Consider the following 18315-nt stretch of genomic DNA (forward strand, 5'->3'; position numbering starts at 1 on the left):
CCTTCGCTCGTAGCGAAGCGCGAAGCACAGTCGGCGCTGATATGCCGGTGCGCGCGTGGGCGCGCACGGTCCGAAAATCATGAGTGACGACCAGCTCTTCATGTTTGAGGCGCCGGCGCGCGAGCGCCGGCCGGGTAAGCTGCCGGCGCCCGCGTCCGCTTCACCGCTGAGCGTTCAGCCGCCGTCAGGCCTCTATCTCGGCACGTCGTCCTGGTCGTTCCCCGGCTGGAAGGATCTGGTGTGGGATGCCGAGTACGGCGCCGACACCCTGGCGCGTAATGGGCTTGCGGCCTACGCCGCGGTCGGGTTGTTCAGGTCGGTCGGCATCGATCGGACATACTACGAGCCGATCGACGCCGACGTTTTCGCGGCCTACGCGGGACAGGTGCGCGACGGCTTCCGATTTCTGGTCAAGGCGCCGCAGCTGGTGACCGACGCGGTTATCCGCGCCGACACGGGACAGGGGCGTGCGCCCAATCCCTGTTATCTCGATAGCGATATCGCCATCGATCGCTTCATCGTGCCGGCCATCGAGGGGCTGGAGGACAAGGCGGGCCCGCTGGTCTTTCAGTTTCCGCCGGCACCGCGTGAGATCCTGCATGATCCGGCGGGGTGGGTGGAACGGCTGGGCGTCTTTCTGGAAGCGTTGCCGCGTGACGTCGGAGGACGGACGCCGGTCTATGCCGTCGAACTGCGCAATCCGGAGCTCCTCACGCCGAGATTGATGCGGATGCTGCGCGACGTTGGTGTTCGCTACGTTGTGGGACTGCATGACCGCATGCCCAGCGTCGCGCGGCAGGTGAATGCCTTGCGGGTACTGGATGATTGTCCGGAGGGTCCCTATGCGCCGGCGGGCCCGGTGATCGTGCGGTGGAACCTGCGGCCGGGATTCCGCTACGAGCAGGCCAAGAACCGCTACTTTCCCTTCAACCGCCTGATCGATGAGGATCCGCAGACGCGCCAATTGCTGGCGCGTCTGGCACAAGAGGTTCTCGCCCTGGGGCGATCGATCTGGATCATCGCCAACAACAAGGCCGAGGGCAGCGCACCGCTGACGCTGCTCCAGCTCTATACGGTCCTGCTCGAGTTGATGACGGCCGATCAGACGAAGTCGCCCGTGTAGGCTTGGCCCGGGCCAAGTGCCGCCTTGACGCGGAAGGGCAGGGGCTTCACGCCCTTCCACTGCGGAATGCCCGAACCCGGCGGATACGTCTCGATGGACGTGTGGTCGATCACCGGGATGACCTTTGCCAAACGTCGCGGGCCACTGATCTCGAAATCGGCTACCTGGCGGTCCTTGAAGCGGCGCACATCGGCCGTGCTCCAGCCCTGTTCCAGGGTCAGGCGCTGCTCCTGGATGGGCGGTGGCGAGGCATGCGTCAGATGCCCCTGCACGCGACCGCCGGAGAAATGCGTATAGCCGTGCATCTCGTAGTCGTCCGGCGTCGGCCGCCGCAGCATGAAGAACAGGTACCAGCCCTGCGACAGACGGCCGGGCCGAAAGCCGATGCGCTTTTCCAGCTCGGCTGGCGACTGGCCACGGATGAAGTGGAGCTGCAAAAAGTAGCCCGTCATGTTGATTGTGTCGCCTACGGTGAACGCGGCCATGAGATCTCCGGTAATGATTTGTGACCAGATACTCATTTATGAGTGAGGCGTCAATTCCAAACCAACTGAGCCGGCCGGCTCTTGCCAAACCAGCAGCAGGGCTGTATCACCCGCGCCATCTCGCACGCGGGGCTGCGGTCGGCGGGGAGAAATCCCGTCGTTCGCTCCGGTGTCCGCAAGGACGACCCCCGCGGAGGCTCAACCGGAGAAGGTAGAAGATGACGATTCCGTCGTTTACGATGCGTCAGCTGCTGGAAGCTGGCGTCCATTTCGGCCACCACACACGCCGCTGGAACCCCAAGATGAAGCCGTACCTGTTTGGGGTGCGCAACGGGGTGCACATCATCGACTTGACGCAGTCCGTGCCGCTGCTCGAGCAGGCCATGAAGGTCGTGCGCGACACGGTCGCTGCCGGTGGCCGTGTGCTGTTCGTCGGCACCAAGTCGGCCGCGGCGGAGCGGGTCGCCGAGGCCGCCAAGCGATGCGGCCAGTACTACGTCAATCACCGCTGGCTGGGCGGCATGATGACCAACTGGCAGACCATTTCGGCGTCGATCAAGCGGCTGCGCGAGCTGGACGACAAGCTGGCCGGTGACCTGGTCGGCCTGACCAAGAAGGAAACGCTCGATATGTCGCGCGAGCGCGACAAGCTCGAGCGCTCGCTGGGTGGCATCAAGGAAATGGGCGGCCTGCCCGACATCCTGATCGTGATCGACACCAACAAGGAGGCGATCGCGGTGCTGGAAGCGCGCAAGCGCGGCATCCCCATCGTCGCCATCCTCGACAGCAATTCCGATCCCGATGGCATCACCTATCCGGTGCCGGGCAACGACGACGCCATCCGCGCCATCTCGCTCTACTGCGAACTGCTGTCGGGCGCCGTGCTCGACGGCATCCGCGAAGAGATCAAGGCATCGGGCGGTGACCTTGGCGAAGTTGCCGAGCCGCTGCCGGAAGAACTGCCGGATGTGACCGAAGCGGCGGCTGCCGAAAGTGCGGCCCCGGCCGCCTGAGCCCGCCCTGCATCGAAGGTATTCGGGGCGGCCGGTCGCATGACCGGCCGTCTCGCATTGGCAAGATACGGAGACCGACAATGGCCGAGATTACCGCCGCCCTGGTCAAGGAGCTTCGCGAGAAGACCGGCGCCGGCATGATGGACTGCAAGAAGGCGCTGAACGAAACCGGCGGCGATCTTGAAGCTGCGATTGATTGGCTGCGCAAGAAGGGCTTGTCGGCAGCGGCCAAAAAGGCCGGCCGCGTTGCTGCCGAAGGTCTGGTTGGCGTGGTCGCCAACGGCACCGCGGGAGCCCTGGTCGAGGTCAATTCCGAAACTGATTTCGTGGCCCGCAACGACACCTTCCAGGCGTTCGTGCAAGCGGCGGCCCAGCAGGCGCTGGCCAATGACGGTGACATCGCCAAGGTTGCGACGGCGGCGTATCCGGGGACGGGCCGCGACGTGCAGGGCGAGCTCACCCACCTGATTGCCACCATCGGTGAGAACATGTCGCTGCGGCGTGCGCGCAAGCTCGCCGTATCGCAGGGCGTTGTGGCGAGCTATGTGCACACGGCGGTGGCGCCGTCGCTGGGCAAGATCGGTGTGCTGGTGGCGCTGGAGTCGACCGGCGACCAGGCCAAGCTGGCGGCTTTCGGTAAGCAGTTGGCCATGCATGTGGCGGCCGCCAATCCGCAGTCGGTCTCGACCGCCGACCTCGATCCGGCAGCGGTCGAGCGCGAGCGCAAGGTGCAGCTGGAGGTGGCTGGCCAGACGGCCAAGACGCCCGAGATTGCAGCCAAGATGGTCGAGGGCCGGTTGCGCAAGTTCTATCAGGACGTCGTGCTGCTGGAGCAGACCTACGTCATCGACGGCGAGACCAAGGTGGCCAAGGCGATCGACGCGGCGGCCAAGGACGTCGGCGCGCCGATCAAGCTCACCGGCTTCGCCCGCTTTCAGCTCGGTGAAGGCATCGAGAAGAAGCAGGATGACTTCGCCGCCGAGGTGGCGGCCCAGGCTGGCCTGGCGAAGAACTGAGCCGGCCACAACATTGATCCTTGCCGTCCGCGGCAAGGTCCACCGTATCTGGCGAGCACCGTACGGTGGAGCACAAAATACCGTGCGTGAGGGGACGGCTGGTGTAATATCGGCCGTCGCTTTATGTCCGTCGGCCGTCGCCACGATTTGTGGCCGGCGCACCAAGAACAGAGTCCAGGCATGCCTGCTGTACCCGCCTATCGCCGTGTGCTGATCAAGCTGTCCGGCGAAGGACTTATGGGTGAGCGCGAATACGGCCTGGATCCCAAGATGCTGGCCTCGATCGCGCGTGAGATCGGCGCCGTGCACGCCATGGGCGTCGAGGTGTGCATCGTGATCGGCGGCGGCAACATCTTCCGCGGTGTCGCCGGTGCGGCCACCGGCATGGAACGCGCCAGCGCCGACTACATGGGCATGCTGGCCACCGTGATCAACGCACTGGCGCTGCAGAACGCGCTGGAGAAGATCGGCGTGCACACGCGCGTGATGTCGGCGATCCCGATGACCACGGTGTGCGAGCCCTATATCCGCCGCCGCGCCGAGCGCCACATGGAAAAGGGGCGTGTCGTCATCTTCGCCGCCGGCACCGGCAATCCGTTCTTCACCACGGATACGGCCGCCGCTTTGCGCGCGGCGGAGATGGGGGTGGGCGCCATGTTGAAGGCGACCCAGGTCGACGGCGTCTACTCCGCCGATCCGCGCAAGAACCCCGGTGCCCAGCGCTACGATCGTTTGACCTACATGGATGTCCTGTCACAAGACCTGCAGGTCATGGACGCGTCGGCGATTTCGCTGGCCCGCGAGAACCGCATTCCGATCGTCGTGTTCGATCTGCACCGGCCCGGCGGGCTGGCCGAGGTCATGCGCGGCGAGGGTACGTTTACGATTATCACCGACGAGGAGTGACGGTCATGGCCGCTCCAGACCTGAAGGAATTCGAGAAACGGATGCAGGGCGCCATCGATGCGCTGAAGAAGGAGTTCGCCGGTCTGCGCACGGGTCGCGCCGCGGTAAGCCTTCTCGAGCCGGTGGTGGTCGAGGCCTATGGCCAGCGCATGCCGCTCAACCAGTGCGGGACGGTGAGCGCACCGGAGCCGCGGTTGCTGTCGGTCCAGGTGTGGGACAAGGGGCTGGTGGTGGCCGTGCAGAAGGCGATCCGGGAAGCCGGTCTCGGCCTCAATCCGGCCGCCGATGGCACCCTGGTGCGGGTGCCGATTCCCGAGCTCAACGAGGAGCGGCGCAAGGAACTGACGAAGGTGGCGCACAAATACGCCGAGCAGGCGCGGGTGGCGGTGCGCAATGTGCGTCGTGACGTCATGGAAGACCTGAAGAAGGCCGAGAAGGACAAGTCGATTTCGCAGGATGAACACCGGCGCTTGAACGAGGATGTTCAGAAGATGACCGACAGGTTCGTGAAGGCCGCCGATGAGACGCTCGCGGCCAAGGAAAAGGAGATCATGACGGTCTGAGATGTCGTCGACCGCCTGTCCCGCAATGCCGCCTGTCGCTGCACCCATTCCCGCGCCGTCCGACCCCTCGGATGGGCCGCGCCATGTCGCCATCATCATGGATGGCAATGGGCGCTGGGCGAAGGCGCGTGGGATGCCCCGCACCGCGGGCCATCGTCGCGGCGTGGAAACCGTGCGCGCGACCGTGCGGGCTGCGGGTGAACTGGGCGTCGAGTACCTGACACTTTTCGGATTTTCGACCGAGAACTGGAAACGGCCGGCCGACGAGGTCAATTTCCTCATGGGCCTGTTGCGGCAGTATCTGCGAGCCGAGCTCGATACGCTGGCCAAGGAGGGCGCGCGCCTGCGGGTTGTGGGCGATCGCGATGGCCTGGCGGCGGACATCGTCGACATGATCAACATCGCCGAGGAGCGCACGCGGGCCAACGCCCGCATTCACGTCTCGATCGCGCTGAACTACGGTGGTCGTGCCGACATCGTGCAGGCCGCACAGCGCCTCGCCCAGGCCGTCGCGCTGGGTAAACTGGCCCCGGCAGCGATCGACGAGCAGACGGTGGAGCGCCACCTGCTGACGCGTGACCTGCCCGAGCCCGACCTTCTGATCCGCACTGGCGGTGACCAGCGGATCAGCAATTTCCTGTTGTGGCAGTCAGCATACACCGAGCTGATTTTCAGCCCAGCGCTGTGGCCCGACTTCAGCAAAGCCGACCTTGAGTACGCCATTGCCGAGTTCCGGCGGCGGGAACGTCGCTATGGCGCCGTCGCCGGCTGAGGCGCCGCGCACCGGCCGGTTTCGCGATCTGGCGGTACGCGTGGTGTCGGCGGTGGTCCTGGCGCCGCTGGCGATCGCCGCGGTTTGGTACGACTTCCCCTGGTTCGACCTGCTTGTCGCGCTGGCCACGGTGATGATGATCTTCGAGTGGCGGCAGATGGTGGGGGGCTGGCGTCGGCCTGGCTGGCTGGTGATCGGTTACATCTATATCGGATTGGCGGTGCTCGCCGCGTTCTGGCTGCGCCACGATGCCAAGGCCGGGTTGATGACGTTCCTGTGGCTGCTGGCTGCCGTATGGGCCACGGACATTTTCGCCTTCTTCACCGGCCGTACACTGGGCGGTCCGAAGCTGGCGCCCAGCATCAGCCCCGGCAAAACCTGGTCCGGACTGGCGGGCGGGGTGGTGGCGGCGGCCGTGGTCAGCGTAGTCTTCACGGCCTGGATGGCCGCCAGCGGCCTGTCGTTGGCATTCTGGGGCGCCCTGATCGCGGTCGTGGCGCAGATCGGAGACCTCGTCGAGTCGGCGATGAAACGCCGGTTCGGGCACAAGGACAGTGGCCGACTTATTCCAGGACATGGTGGTATTCTCGATCGGGTGGATGGCTTGCTGGCGGCGCTTCTGTTTGTGGCCGCAATTCGTCTGCTGGGTGGCGGAGCGGTGCCATGGAACTGAGCATGGAACTGACAAGACCCGTGGCGTCCGGTGACGGGCGCCGCGTGACGGTGCTGGGATCGACGGGGTCGGTCGGGTGCAACACGATCGATCTGATCGCAAGCACGCCGGGACGCTTCGCCGTCGAGGTGCTGACGGCCCATCGCAATGTCGACCTGCTGGCCAAGCAGGCGCGGCAGCTGGGCGCCCGCTTGGCGGTGGTCGCCGATACATCGTGCTACGCCGCCCTCAAGGAGGCGCTGGCCGGCACCGGAATCGAGGCGGCCGCCGGCGAAAGCGGGCTGATCGAGGCTGGCGAGCGGCCCGCTGACTGGGTGATGGCGGCGATCGTGGGGTTTGCCGGTCTGCCGCCGACGTTGGCGGCGGCGCGGCGCGGCGCGGCGATTGCGTTGGCCAACAAGGAAGCGCTGGTTTGCGCCGGCGATGTTCTGCTGCAAGCCGTGCGTGAGGGTGGCGGCCGGCTTCTACCCGTCGACAGTGAACACAACGCCATCTTCCAGTGCCTCGATGAAGCCAATCGGGACTCCGTGGATCGGTTGATACTGACCGCATCAGGCGGCCCGTTCCGCACCTGGACGCTGGAGCAGATGGGGCACGCCACGCCGGCCCAGGCGGTGGCCCACCCGAACTGGGACATGGGCGCCAAGATCTCGGTCGATTCGGCCACCATGATGAACAAGGGCCTGGAGCTGATCGAAGCGCACCACTTGTTCGATATGCCCGATGAGCGCATCGACGTCGTCGTTCACCCACAGTCGGTGATCCACTCGATGGTCGAGTACGCCGATGGATCAGTCGTGGCTCAGATGGGCGATCAGGACATGCGGGTACCGATCGCCCATACGCTGGCTTGGCCGCGACGGATGAAAACGCGCGCCGCGCGCCTCGACTTCGCCAAATTGTCGGCGCTCACATTCGAGCCGCCGGACCTGGAGCGCTTCCCTGCGTTGAGGCTCGCGCGGGAGGCTCTGCAATTGGGCGGATATTTTCCCATAATCCTGAACGCTGCCAATGAGATAGCCGTCGAATCTTATCTGAAATCTCAGATTAGATTCTTGGATATTGCTCGTATTGTGCAGGACGTGATGGAGCGAATGGGCGGCCGGGCGCGCACCAATGCCGTTCCGTCAAGTTTCGCTGATATTCAGGCGGTCGATACCCAGGCCCGTGCCGAGGCGCAGTCGATGTGCGCGCGCGATCGGTGACGGGCGGAACGGGGAGAATGCAGTCCCATGGACTTCGTCGGTTTTATCACCAACAACATCATTCTCACCCTGCTGATCATCACTGTGTTGGTGTTCGTGCACGAGTGGGGGCACTACTGGATCGGCGTACGCAATGGTGTGCACGCCGAGGTCTTTTCGATCGGTTTCGGACCCGAGGTGTGGGGCTGGACCAGCCGCAAGACCGGAACGCGCTGGCGCTTCGCGGCGCTGCCGTTGGGCGGTTACGTCAAGTTCCTCGGTGATGCCAATGCAACGGGCGCTGGTGCCGGCGACGACAGTCTGACGGCGGAGCAGCGCAAGCGCGCCTTCCATACCCAATCACTGGGTGTGCGCGCGGCAGTGGTCGTCGCCGGGCCTGCCGCCAACTTGATCTTCGCCGTCGTGCTGATGGCGATCCTGCTGATGACGCTGGGCCAACCCTATACGCCACCCACCGTCGTCGTTGTCGATTCGCAAGGCGCCGCCGCCAAGGCCGGGCTGCGCACGGGCGATACGATCGTGTCGATCGGCGGTCGCTCGGTGGATAGTTTTGAGGATGCGTTGTCCGTCGTGCAGATCAACCCGGGCGTGGCGCTGCCGGTGACGCTGACCCGCGACGGCAAGACGCAGTCGCTCATGGTGACGCCCACACCTCACGACTACAAGGATCGCTTCGGCAACGTGCATCGCCTGGGGGAACTGGGCGTTGCGAGCACCAGCGCGCTGCCCGTGATTGGCCGCGTGCTGCCCGGTAGCGTGGCGGAGAGCGCGGGCCTGCGGGCTGGCGACCGGGTTGTGGAGGTCGAGGGCACGCCGATCCAGTATTTCGGCCAGATCCCCAAGATCGTTCGTGAGCGGCCCAACCAGCCCACGACCATCAAGGTCGACCGGGACGGGGCCACTGTGGATATCGTGGCTACGCCGGCGGCCGAGGAAGTCACGGGTGCCGATGGCAAGCCACGGTTCGAGGGCCGGTTGGGCTTTTCCAGCAGTTCCGCCTCGATCGTGCGGACCATGGGGCCCGTGGACGCGGGGGTCGAAGCGACCGTTCAGGTCTGGCGCATGACGGGCACCATCTACACGGTGATCCGCCAGATCGTGCTCGGTTTGCGGCCGGCCAATGAAATTGGCGGGCCGATCCGCATCGCCAAGACGGCAGGCGAGGTCTCACAGATCGGCTGGAGCGCTGTATTCTACTTCATCATCGGACTGTCGGTGACGCTGGGTGTTTTCAACCTGCTGCCAATTCCCATGCTCGATGGGGGCCACCTGCTGTTCTACGCCATCGAGTGGATTCGCGGCCGTCCGCTGTCGGCCCGGGCCCAGGATATCGGGTTCCGGATCGGCCTGGCCGTCATGGGCAGTCTGATGGTGTTTGCCACCTTCAACGACATCTCGTTGTTGATCGGCCGTATCCTGCCGCTATGAATAGTATGAATCGAGGGTGGCATGAGAGTCCGCTGTCGGTTAAACAAGGAACCTGTCAGTTGGAAAACAACCCCGACAGGGCAGGGGGAGCTTTGCTGCGTCTGAAACGCGTTCTGGGCGTCGCCGCCCTCTGTATTTCGTGCGTGGTCATGACGGTTCCGCCGGCTTCGGCTCAGCGGGGCGGCGTGATCTCGACCATTGTCATCCAGGGCAACAGCCGTGTTGAGCTGGAGACCATCCGTTCCTACATCGCTATTCGCGAAGGGCAGGTTGCCGACCCGGAGGCGATCGACCGATCGCTGAAGGCGCTGGTGTCGACCGGGCTGTTCGCGGACGTCACGGTCCAGCAGGATGGCCCGCGACTGATCGTCAAGGTGGTCGAGAACCCGATCATCAATCGCGTTGCCTTCGAAGGTAACAAGAAGCTCGACGACGACCAGCTGAAGCAGGAGATCCAGACCAAGCCGCGCACGGTCTTTACCCAGGCCAAGGTGCAGTCCGACGTCAGCCGCCTGGTCGAAGTTTACCGTCGTGCCGGCAAGTTCAACGCCCGGATCGAGCCCAAGACGATCCGTCTGGACCAAAACCGCGTCGACCTGGTCTTCGAGATCGACGAAGGCGCCACCACGGGCATCCGTCGCATCACCTTCATCGGTAACGAGCATTTCAGCGACGGCAAGCTGCGCGAGATGATCCGCACCACGGAGTCGGCTTGGTTTCGCGTCTTCTCGTCGGATGATCGCTACGATCCCGACCGGGTGAATTTCGACAAGGAGCTGTTGCGCAAGTTCTATCTGTCGGAGGGCTATGCCGATTTCCGTGTCGTGTCGGCGGTCGCCGAGCTGGCGCCGGATCGGGACGGCTTCTTCGTGACCTTCACGATCTCGGAAGGCGAGCGCTACAAGTTCGGCAAGGTCGACGTCACCACGCGGTTCGAAGGCCTCGACGTGGAGGCGGCGAAGGCGCTGGTCACCACGCGCGAAGGCAGCTGGTACAACGCGGACCAGGTCGAGAAGACGGTCACCGCCATCGCGGAGGCGGTCGGCACTCTGGGTTACGCCTTCGTCGACGTGCGCCCCAACATCAAGCGCAACGCCGATACGAAGACGATCGACATCGAATACGATATCCAGGAAGGGCCGCGCGTCTATGTCGAACGCATCAATATCACCGGCAATACGCGCACCCTGGACAAGGTGATCCGGCGCGAATTCCGCCTGGGTGAGGGTGATGCGTTCAACACCGCCAAGCTGCGCCGCTCGCAGCAGCGGCTGCAGAATCTCGGCTTTTTCGAGAAGGTCGACGTGTCCAATACGCCGGGAACGGCACCGGACAAGACCATCATCGAGGTCAATGTCGTCGAGCAGAGCACCGGTGAGATTTCGATCGGTGCCGGCTATTCGACATCGTCGGGCGTCCTGGGCGACCTGTCGGTGCGCGAGCGCAACCTGCTGGGCCGCGGCCAGGATCTGCGCGTCGGCCTGTCGTTGGGTACGCGCAGCACGCAGATCGACCTCAGTTTCACCGAGCCGTACTTCCTCGATCGCAACGTATCGGCAGGGTTCGATCTCTTCCGCATCACCCGCGACAACCAGAGAACGAGCTCATACGACGAAAGCGAACTCGGTTTTGCGCTGCGCGCCGGCTGGAGCATTTCCGAGAACACCCGGCAGACCGTGCGGTACTCGCTGAAGCGCGATGTCATCAAGAACGTCGGCGACAACGCCTCACCGCTGATCAAGGCTCAGGCGGGCAAGACATGGACCTCCGAACTCGGGACGGTCGTCGCCTGGGATACGCGCGACAATCGCCTCAACCCGACCAAGGGTTGGGTGCTGCGGTACTCGTTCGATATCGGCGGCCTGGGTGGCACCGAGCACTTCTATCGCAACAAGCTCGAAGCCCAGTGGTACTATGAGGTCTTTGACGAGGTCGTGTTCTCGATGTCGGCGCAGGGCGGCATCGTCAAGCCGATCAAGGACGACCTGAAGATCGCCAACCGCTTTTTCCTGGGCGGCGACAACTTCCGAGGCTTCCGAACCGGCGGCGTCGGTCCTCACAGTGGCGGCGACGCGCTGGGCGGCAAGTATTACTACGTTGCTTCTGCCGAGTTGAGTTTCCCGCTCGGCTTGCCGCGCGAGCTGGGAATTCTCGGCAAGGCGTTCGTCGATGCCGGCAGCTTGTGGGGCGCGCAGGAGAAGGACCCCTCCGTGCAGGACTCGAGCTCGATCCGTGCGTCGGCGGGTGTCGGTCTGCAGTGGGTGTCGCCCTTCGGGCCTATCCGGGTCGACTTCGCCGTGCCGATCCGGAAGGAGAAGTTCGACAAGACGGAGAAGTTCCGGTTTAGCTTCGGTACGCGACTGTAGTCCGTGTCCGGCCGAGCCTTTGGACGACGACAATGAGCGCAACAGAAACGACAACGCCCGGGATCATCGAGTCGCTCGATATCCAGCGCATCATGCAGATGATCCCGCATCGCTATCCGATGCTGCTGGTGGATCGCATGATCGACCTGAAGCTGGGAGAAAGCGCGATCGGCATCAAGAACGTCTCGATCAACGAGCCGTTTTTCCAGGGCCATTTCCCGGCCTCGCCGGTCATGCCCGGGGTGCTGATCGTGGAGTCCATGGCGCAGACCGCCGGCATTCTCGTCGTTGCCACCATGGGCGCCGAAGCCGAGGGCAAACTCGTCTACTTCATGTCGATCGACGGCGCGCGGTTCCGCCGCCCAGTCGTGCCTGGCGATCGAATCGAAGTCCACGTCCAGAAGCTGCAGGCCCGGCAGGCCGTGTGGAAATTCTCCGGCAAAGCCATCGTCGACGGCAACGTGGCGGCCGAGGCGACGTTCGCGGCGATGATCCGCGGCATCTGACGCCGCGATCCTACTGTATCAAGGCTACCACAACACCGATCACGGCCAGTACGGCGGCCAGACGGATGAGCCAGCGCGCCGCCCGCGCATAGCTCGGTCCGTTGTCATTCGCCGGGGCGGAGACGCGCACAATCCCCGATTTGCCGCTCCCGGCGGTCCGGCGGCTGTCGCCGCCCGCCGGGCCGAAGGATCGAGGCTTGTGCGCCGTCATGGCGGCCAACTCGGAGCGGCCGACGTTATTTGCGGGCATGGATGGGAACGTAGGGCCGCTCGGTCTGGCCGGTGTAGAGCTGCCGCGGGCGGCCGATCTTGGACTGCGGATCCTCGATCATCTCACGCCACTGGGCGATCCAGCCGGTGGTGCGGGCAACGGCGAACAGCACGGTGAACATGCTGACCGGGATGCCGATGGCCCGGAAGATGATGCCCGAGTAGAAGTCGACGTTCGGGTAGAGCTTCTTGGAGACGAAGTACTCGTCCTTCAGCGCGATCTGCTCCATCTCCATCGCGAGATCGAGCAGTGGGTCGTCCTTGATGCCGAGCGACGCCAGGACCTCGTGGCAGGTCTTGCGCATCACCGTGGCACGCGGATCGTAGTTCTTGTAGACGCGATGCCCGAAGCCCATCAGCCGGGTGTGATCGTTCTTATCCTTCACCCGCGACAGGAACGTTCCGATGTTCTTCCGATCGCCGATGTGCTGCAGCATGTTCAGCACGGCCTCGTTGGCGCCGCCGTGGCTGGGTCCCCAAAGCGAGGCGATGCCGGCGGCAATGCAGGCGAACGGGTTGGCGCCGGACGAGCCGGCGAGCCGCACGGTCGAGGTCGAGGCGTTCTGCTCATGGTCGGCATGCAGCATCAGGATCCGGTCCATCGCCTTCTCGATGACCGGGTTCATCACGTATTCTTCGGCCGGCACGCCGAACAGCATGCGCAGGAAGTTGCCGGCATAGCTGAGGTTGTTCTGCGGATACATGAAGGGCTGGCCGGCGGAATACTTGTAGGCCATGGCCGCGATGGTCGGCATCTTGGCGATCAGCCGGTGCGCCGAGATCATCCGCTGGTGCGGATCGTTGATGTCGAGCGAGTCGTGATAGAAGGCCGACAGGGCACCCACCACGCCGCAACACACTGCCATGGGGTGCGCGTCACGGCGGAAGCCACGGTAGAATGTGGTGATCTGCTCGTGCAGCATCGTGTGGCGGCTGATCGTGTGGATGAAGTCGGCTTTCTCCTCGGCCGTCGGCAACTCACCGTTCAACAGCAGGTAGGCGACCTCCATGAAGTCGCTGCGTTCGGCCAACTCGGCGATGTTGTAGCCACGATGCAGCAGGATGCCCTCGTCGCCGTCGATGTACGTGATCTTCGATTCGCACGAACCGGTCGAGGTGAAACCCGGATCGTAGGTGAACATGCCGGTGTCGCCGTAGAGCTTGCGCACGTCGATGACGTCCGGGCCCGTCGAGCCGGCCAATACCGGGAACTTCCAGGTCTTGCCGTTGCTGTCGTCGGAAAGTGTAACGGACCTGTTGCTGCTCATGGCGTCACCTGCTGTGGAAAGCCGACCGTGACACAGCGCATAGGGCGGCTTCTCCGAACACCGTCGGATCATGTCCGCTTCCACGCGCCGCGCCGGAAATCAGGGGCACCCTAACAAGCCCCTTCGATGGGCGCAATTCTGTCAGCTGTACTGACACGATGTGCCGCGTCAGGCCGCCGCAGCCCGCAGCCGCGACAGCGATTCCTCGCGGCCCAGAATGGCCAGGACTTCGAAAATGCCGGGGGAAACCGTGGAGCCCGTCAGCGCCACGCGCAGCGGCTGGGCGATCTGGCCCAGCTTCATGCCGCGCGTTTCCGCGAACGATTTGATCGCACCCTCGAGGTCGGCTTCCGTCCACGTTGCCGGCTCCAGCGCTTCCGCCGCGCCGCCCAGCACCGCCTTGGCGTCGGCCGTCAGGATCGCCGCGGCCTTGGCATCCGTCGGCGCCGGCATGCCCGTGCGTGCATAGAAGGCCAGGCCCGCCGCGAGTTCGACCAGCGTGCGCGAACGCTGCTTCACGCCGTTGATGCCGCGGGCGATACGGTCGCGTGCCACATCGGACAGCGGACCGCCGGTCGCAGTCTCGACGGCGGGCAGGACGAAGGGCAGCAATTCGGCGTCCGGCGTCTCACGCAGGTAGTGCGCGTTGAGGCTTGTCAGCTTGGTGACATCGAAGCGGGCAGGCGACTGCCCCACATGCTCCAGGTCGAACCAGGCGATCGCCTGTTCGGTCGGGATGATCTCGTCGTCGCCGTGGCTCCAGCCCAGTCGCAGGAGGTAATTGCGGAGCGCGGCGGGCAGGAAGCCCATGTCGCGATAAGCGTCAACGCCCAGCGCGCCGTGGCGTTTGGACAGTTTGGCACCGTCGGGACCGTGGATCAGCGGAATATGGGCGAACGCCGGCACCTGCCAGCCCAGCGCCTCGTAGAGCTGAACCTGGCGGAACGTGTTGGTATGGTGGTCGGCACCGCGGATGACGTGGGTGATGCCCATGTCATGGTCGTCGACGACCACGGACAGCATGTAGACCGGGGTGCCATCGGAGCGCAGCAGAACCATATCGTCGAGCTGGCTGTTCTGGAGGGTCACCGACCCCAGCACGCGATCCACCACCGTCCTTTCACCGGTCTGGGGCGCCTTGAGACGGATGACGGGTTTCACGCCGGCTGGCGCATCTTTGGGATCACGATCCCGCCAGCGCCCGTCGTAGCGCATCGGCCGCCCATCCTTGCGCGCCTGCTCGCGCATCTGCTCGAGCTCCTCGGGCGTGGCGTAGCAGTGGTAGGCCTTGCCCTCGGCCAGCAACTGGTGGGCCACCGCGGCATGCCGTTCGGCGCGGCTGAACTGGTAGACCGCATCGCCGTCCCAATCGAGGCCGAGCCAGGCCAGGTCGCTCAGGATCTTGTCGATCGCCTCCTGGGTCGACCGTTGCCGGTCGGTGTCCTCAATCCGCAGCAGATAGGTGCCGCCGTGGTGACGGGCATAGAGCCAGTTGAACAGCGCCGTGCGAGCGCCGCCGATATGCAGGAAGCCCGTGGGCGAGGGGGCGAAACGTGTAACGACAGTCATCGGTCCAGGTCGGTGCGAGGGGCCAAACAACAGCAGCCGTCACATCGGCCCCGCTTTGGTCACAAAGGGGGGCGTAGCATAAGAGCCGTGGCTGTCAACCCGCAGGGCAGGGCCACGGCCGGGGCGAGGCGTGGGGACCATCGGCATTGCAGCACCGTCTTCCGGGGAGCCTGCCACAGGCCTCCTGCGGCGTACCTGTGCCGATCTGCTGCGGCGTCTGGAAGCCGAACGCGATCGCTGGATCCTGTGGCTGCCGGTAGCCCTCGGGGCGGGCATCGCGCTCTATTTCGAGCTGCCACTGGAGCCGCCGCTGTGGGTTGCATTCGCCATGATCGGCGCCGGCCTCGTGCTGCTCGGCGCCAGCATGGCCGGCTTGCCGGTCCGGCCGATGGCGATCGTCGTCATTGCCGTCGGCGCCGGCTTCGGCGCCGTGACGTGGCGCACCGCCCAGACCACCGCGCCGGTTCTGGCACGAAACTATGGCCCGGCAGCCGTGGAGGGGCGCGTTGTCGAGGTGACGCTATTGCCGGAAGGGCGGCGCCTCGTCCTCGACAATGTCGTGCTGCGCAACCTGCGGCCGGAAGCGACACCGGCGCGCGTGCGCATATCGCTCAAGGGCGGCGCTGGTGATCGGCTGGTCACAGGCGATCGTATCTCCATCGTCGCGACGCTGTCGCCGCCACCAGGTCCCGCCGCGCCCGGTGCCTTCGACTTCCAGCGTTTCGCCTGGTACGCGCGCCTGGGAGCTGTCGGCTACGCCAACGGCACGCCGACCGTTATCGCCGCGGGGCAGCCCTCGGGCATCGTCATGTGGGTCGACGAGCTGCGCCGCCGCCTGTCGGCCCGTCTGGTCGCGGCGTTGCCCGGTGATGCCGGCGCCCTGGCCGCGGCGTTGATCGCCGGCGATCAGAGCGGCATCTCCAAGGATACCATGCAGGCCATGCGCGACTCGGGTCTGGCGCACCTGCTGTCGATCTCGGGCCTGCACATCAGCTTCGCGGCCCTGCTGGTCATGGGACTTGTACGCTACGGGTTGGCGACCGTGCCGCTGCTGGCGCTGCGCTTCCCGATCAAGAAGTGGGCGGCGGTCGCCGGCGTCCTGGGCGCGCTGTTCTACACCGTGCTGGCCGGCGCGCCGGTGCCGGCCCAGCGCTCGTTCCTGATGTTGGCGATCGTGCTGCTGGCCGTGCTGACGGACCGCACGGCCGTGACCATGCGCCTGGTGTGCTGGGCGGCCGTCATCATCCTGCTGGTGCTGCCGGAAAGCCTCGTTGGCGCCAGCTTCCAGCTCTCGTTCGCCGCCGTTGTGGCGCTGGTGGCCGCATGGGAAGCGTGGCAGCCCTGGCGGGCTCGCCATGCCGATCTGGCACCGACCCTTGCCGGCCGGGTCGCCAGGCACGTCGGCGCTTCTCTGTTCACCACGCTGGTTGCCAGCATCGCAACGGCGGGCTTCTCGGCCTACCATTTCAATCGCCTCAGCCTGGTGGGTGTGTTCGCCAATCTCATTGCCGTGCCGCTGACCGGCATCTGGGTCATGCCGTGGGCATTGCTGGCGCTTCCGCTGTTGCCGTTCGGCGGCGAGGCGATCGCTTTGGTTCCGATGGGATGGGGCATCGAGGCGATCATGTGGGTGGCGCGCGAGGCGGCGTCGTGGCCAGCGGCGGCGACGGTCACGCCGGCCCTGCCGGGAGCGTCGCTGTGGCTGCTGACCTTGGGAGGATTGTGGCTCTGCCTGTGGCGTGGACCGTGGCGCTGGTGGGGCGTGGCACCCGCCGTGCTGGCGCTGCTGCTGGGGCCGCTGCAGCGACCGCCGGACATCATGGTCAGCGGTGATGCGCGGTTGGTCGGGGTTCGCACCGCCGACGGCGGCATGCTGCTGTCATCGGGACGCATCGAGCGCTTTACCGCCGACAGCTGGGTACGGCGTGCCGGCGCCGAGCAGGCCGGCCTGTGGCCTGTAGGCACCGAAAGCGCCGATGGCCGCTTGCGGTGCGATGCGCTGGGCTGCGTTTACCGTCGCGCCGGTGGTCGGATCGCCATCGTCAGCAAGGTCGAGGCCTTGGTTGACGATTGCGGTGCCGTCGACATGCTGGTCTCGCTCGTGCCGGTGCGCCGTCGCTGCCCCACCGTCCAGCAGGTCGTCGATCGCTTTGACATCTGGCGCAACGGTGCCTACGCCATCTGGATGGATGATGCGGGTGTCGTACGGATTGAAAACACGCGCCACGCGCGCGGTGATCGTCCGTGGGTCCCCAAGCCGGAAACGCGGCCGCGTGCGGCGGACGTGCGAGCGCCCTAGGGGATTCAGAACTTGCGGTAGAGGCCGACCAGACGTCCCTGGACCTTGACCCGATCCGGCCCGAAGATCCGCGTCTCGTAGCGGGCATTGGCGGGCTCGAGTGCGATCGAGGCGCCCTTGCGCCGCAAACGCTTCAGTGTCGCCTCGGCATCGTCGATCAGGGCCACGACGACGCTGCCGTTGTCGGCCGTATCGCCGCTCTTGATGATCGCGATGTCACCGTCGTTGATGCCGGCTTCGATCATCGAGTCGCCTTCGACCTGCAGGCAGTAGTGGGCGCCTTGGCTCAGCAGCGACACAGGCACGTCGATGGTCGTGGTGTTGTCGCGCAGGGCCTCGATCGGGGTACCGGCCGCGATCTTGCCGTAGAGCGGCAGCGCCAGCGCGGCAGCCTCGTTCGCCGGTACCAGCACGCCCGGCAGGTTGGGGCGGAAGTCGCCCTTGATGACCTGCGGAACGAAGGTCGAACCGGGCTCGCGCATGCCGATATTGGCTGCGGCGCGGCCCGCTGCCGGGGCGAAGCCGGGGTCGGGCAGGTGCGGCACCGCCGCGGCTTCCGGCAGCTTGATGACCTGCAGCGCGCGCGCCCTGTGTGCCAGCCGGCGCAGGAAGCCGCGCTCTTCCAGGCCGGTGATCAGCCGATGGATTCCCGACTTGGAGCGCAGCCGCAGCGCCTCCTTCATCTCGTCGAATGAAGGTGAAACGCCATCCTCATTGAGCCGCTTGTTGATGAACACGAGCAACTCATACTGTTTGCGGGTCAGCACGTCGGCCCTCACTCCTGATGATCAACCTCATCTGGAATAAAACCAGAACAGGCGCCTATGTTCTAGTTTGGTTCGCGGAAAATATC

The 18315-nt window shown here is 65.2% G+C and carries 16 protein-coding genes; 12 read left to right on the forward strand and 4 right to left on the reverse strand.

The window, feature by feature from the left end:
* Positions 1-79 precede the first annotated feature (79 nt).
* Positions 80-1123 carry a DUF72 domain-containing protein gene (locus tag FQU96_RS20685; RefSeq protein ID WP_146543220.1) on the forward strand — a complete coding sequence of 348 codons (1044 nt, stop codon included), beginning with the start codon at positions 80-82 and terminating at the stop codon, positions 1121-1123.
* Here FQU96_RS20685 and FQU96_RS20690 read toward each other — a convergent pair.
* The gene (locus FQU96_RS20690; protein ID WP_146543221.1) at positions 1102-1608 is read right to left on the reverse strand and encodes a hypothetical protein; all 507 of its coding nucleotides are present in this window, start codon (positions 1606-1608) and stop codon (positions 1102-1104) included. The two genes, FQU96_RS20685 and FQU96_RS20690, sit on opposite strands and share 22 nt — an antisense overlap.
* Positions 1609-1826: 218 nt before the next feature.
* Between FQU96_RS20690 and rpsB the strand changes: the two genes are divergently transcribed.
* The 10 genes from rpsB to fabZ all read left to right on the forward strand — a co-directional run bounded on the left by rpsB (position 1827) and on the right by fabZ (position 12056).
* Positions 1827-2621 (forward strand): 30S ribosomal protein S2, encoded by a 795-nt coding sequence (rpsB, locus tag FQU96_RS20695; RefSeq protein ID WP_146543222.1) that lies wholly within the window; start codon positions 1827-1829, stop codon positions 2619-2621.
* An 80-nt stretch (positions 2622-2701) separates the two neighbouring features.
* The gene (tsf, locus tag FQU96_RS20700; protein ID WP_146543223.1) at positions 2702-3637 is read left to right on the forward strand and encodes a translation elongation factor Ts; all 936 of its coding nucleotides are present in this window, start codon (positions 2702-2704) and stop codon (positions 3635-3637) included.
* A 180-nt stretch (positions 3638-3817) separates the two neighbouring features.
* Positions 3818-4543, forward strand: a complete 726-nt coding sequence (gene pyrH, locus FQU96_RS20705; RefSeq protein ID WP_146543224.1) for a UMP kinase — start codon at positions 3818-3820, stop codon at positions 4541-4543.
* A gap of 5 nt (positions 4544-4548) precedes the next feature.
* Positions 4549-5106: a ribosome recycling factor gene (gene frr, locus FQU96_RS20710; protein ID WP_146543225.1), complete on the forward strand. Its 558-nt coding sequence runs from the start codon at positions 4549-4551 to the stop codon at positions 5104-5106.
* A 25-nt stretch (positions 5107-5131) separates the two neighbouring features.
* On the forward strand, positions 5132-5878 hold the full coding sequence (locus FQU96_RS20715; protein WP_146543385.1) for an isoprenyl transferase: 747 nt from the start codon (positions 5132-5134) through the stop codon (positions 5876-5878).
* A complete protein-coding gene (locus FQU96_RS20720) occupies positions 5859-6551 on the forward strand; it encodes a phosphatidate cytidylyltransferase (protein WP_146543226.1) in 693 nt (230 codons plus the stop codon). Before FQU96_RS20715 ends, FQU96_RS20720 begins: the two co-directional genes overlap by 20 nt.
* On the forward strand, positions 6542-7756 hold the full coding sequence (locus FQU96_RS20725) for a 1-deoxy-D-xylulose-5-phosphate reductoisomerase (protein ID WP_370461383.1): 1215 nt from the start codon (positions 6542-6544) through the stop codon (positions 7754-7756). The genes FQU96_RS20720 and FQU96_RS20725 overlap by 10 nt, the downstream gene beginning before the upstream one ends.
* A 27-nt stretch (positions 7757-7783) precedes the next feature.
* Positions 7784-9184, forward strand: coding sequence for an RIP metalloprotease RseP (gene rseP, locus FQU96_RS20730; RefSeq protein ID WP_146543227.1), 1401 nt, complete (start codon positions 7784-7786; stop codon positions 9182-9184).
* A gap of 149 nt (positions 9185-9333) precedes the next feature.
* Positions 9334-11550 (forward strand): outer membrane protein assembly factor BamA, encoded by a 2217-nt coding sequence (bamA, locus tag FQU96_RS20735; protein WP_146543228.1) that lies wholly within the window; start codon positions 9334-9336, stop codon positions 11548-11550.
* Positions 11551-11582: 32 nt separating this feature from the next.
* Positions 11583-12056 (forward strand): 3-hydroxyacyl-ACP dehydratase FabZ, encoded by a 474-nt coding sequence (fabZ, locus tag FQU96_RS20740; RefSeq protein ID WP_146543229.1) that lies wholly within the window; start codon positions 11583-11585, stop codon positions 12054-12056.
* A 236-nt stretch (positions 12057-12292) separates the two neighbouring features.
* Here the strand turns inward: fabZ and gltA are convergent, their stop codons facing one another.
* Together gltA and gltX are read right to left on the reverse strand one after the other, a co-directional pair.
* Entirely contained in the window at positions 12293-13594 is a 1302-nt protein-coding gene (gene gltA, locus FQU96_RS20745) for a citrate synthase (protein ID WP_146543230.1), read from the reverse strand.
* A 168-nt stretch (positions 13595-13762) separates the two neighbouring features.
* Positions 13763-15163 carry a glutamate--tRNA ligase gene (gene gltX / locus FQU96_RS20750; protein WP_146543231.1) on the reverse strand — a complete coding sequence of 467 codons (1401 nt, stop codon included), beginning with the start codon at positions 15161-15163 and terminating at the stop codon, positions 13763-13765.
* A gap of 130 nt (positions 15164-15293) precedes the next feature.
* On the opposite strand from gltX, the gene FQU96_RS20755 reads away from it, so the two are divergent.
* Positions 15294-17462 (forward strand): ComEC/Rec2 family competence protein, encoded by a 2169-nt coding sequence (locus tag FQU96_RS20755; protein ID WP_146543232.1) that lies wholly within the window; start codon positions 15294-15296, stop codon positions 17460-17462.
* A gap of 5 nt (positions 17463-17467) precedes the next feature.
* On the opposite strand, the gene FQU96_RS20760 is transcribed toward FQU96_RS20755, so the two are convergent.
* Positions 17468-18229 (reverse strand): LexA family transcriptional regulator, encoded by a 762-nt coding sequence (locus FQU96_RS20760; protein WP_146543233.1) that lies wholly within the window; start codon positions 18227-18229, stop codon positions 17468-17470.
* Positions 18230-18315: the final 86 nt, after the last annotated feature.

This window comes from Reyranella sp. CPCC 100927 (assembly GCF_007859315.1).
Taxonomy (GTDB): domain Bacteria; phylum Pseudomonadota; class Alphaproteobacteria; order Reyranellales; family Reyranellaceae; genus Vineibacter.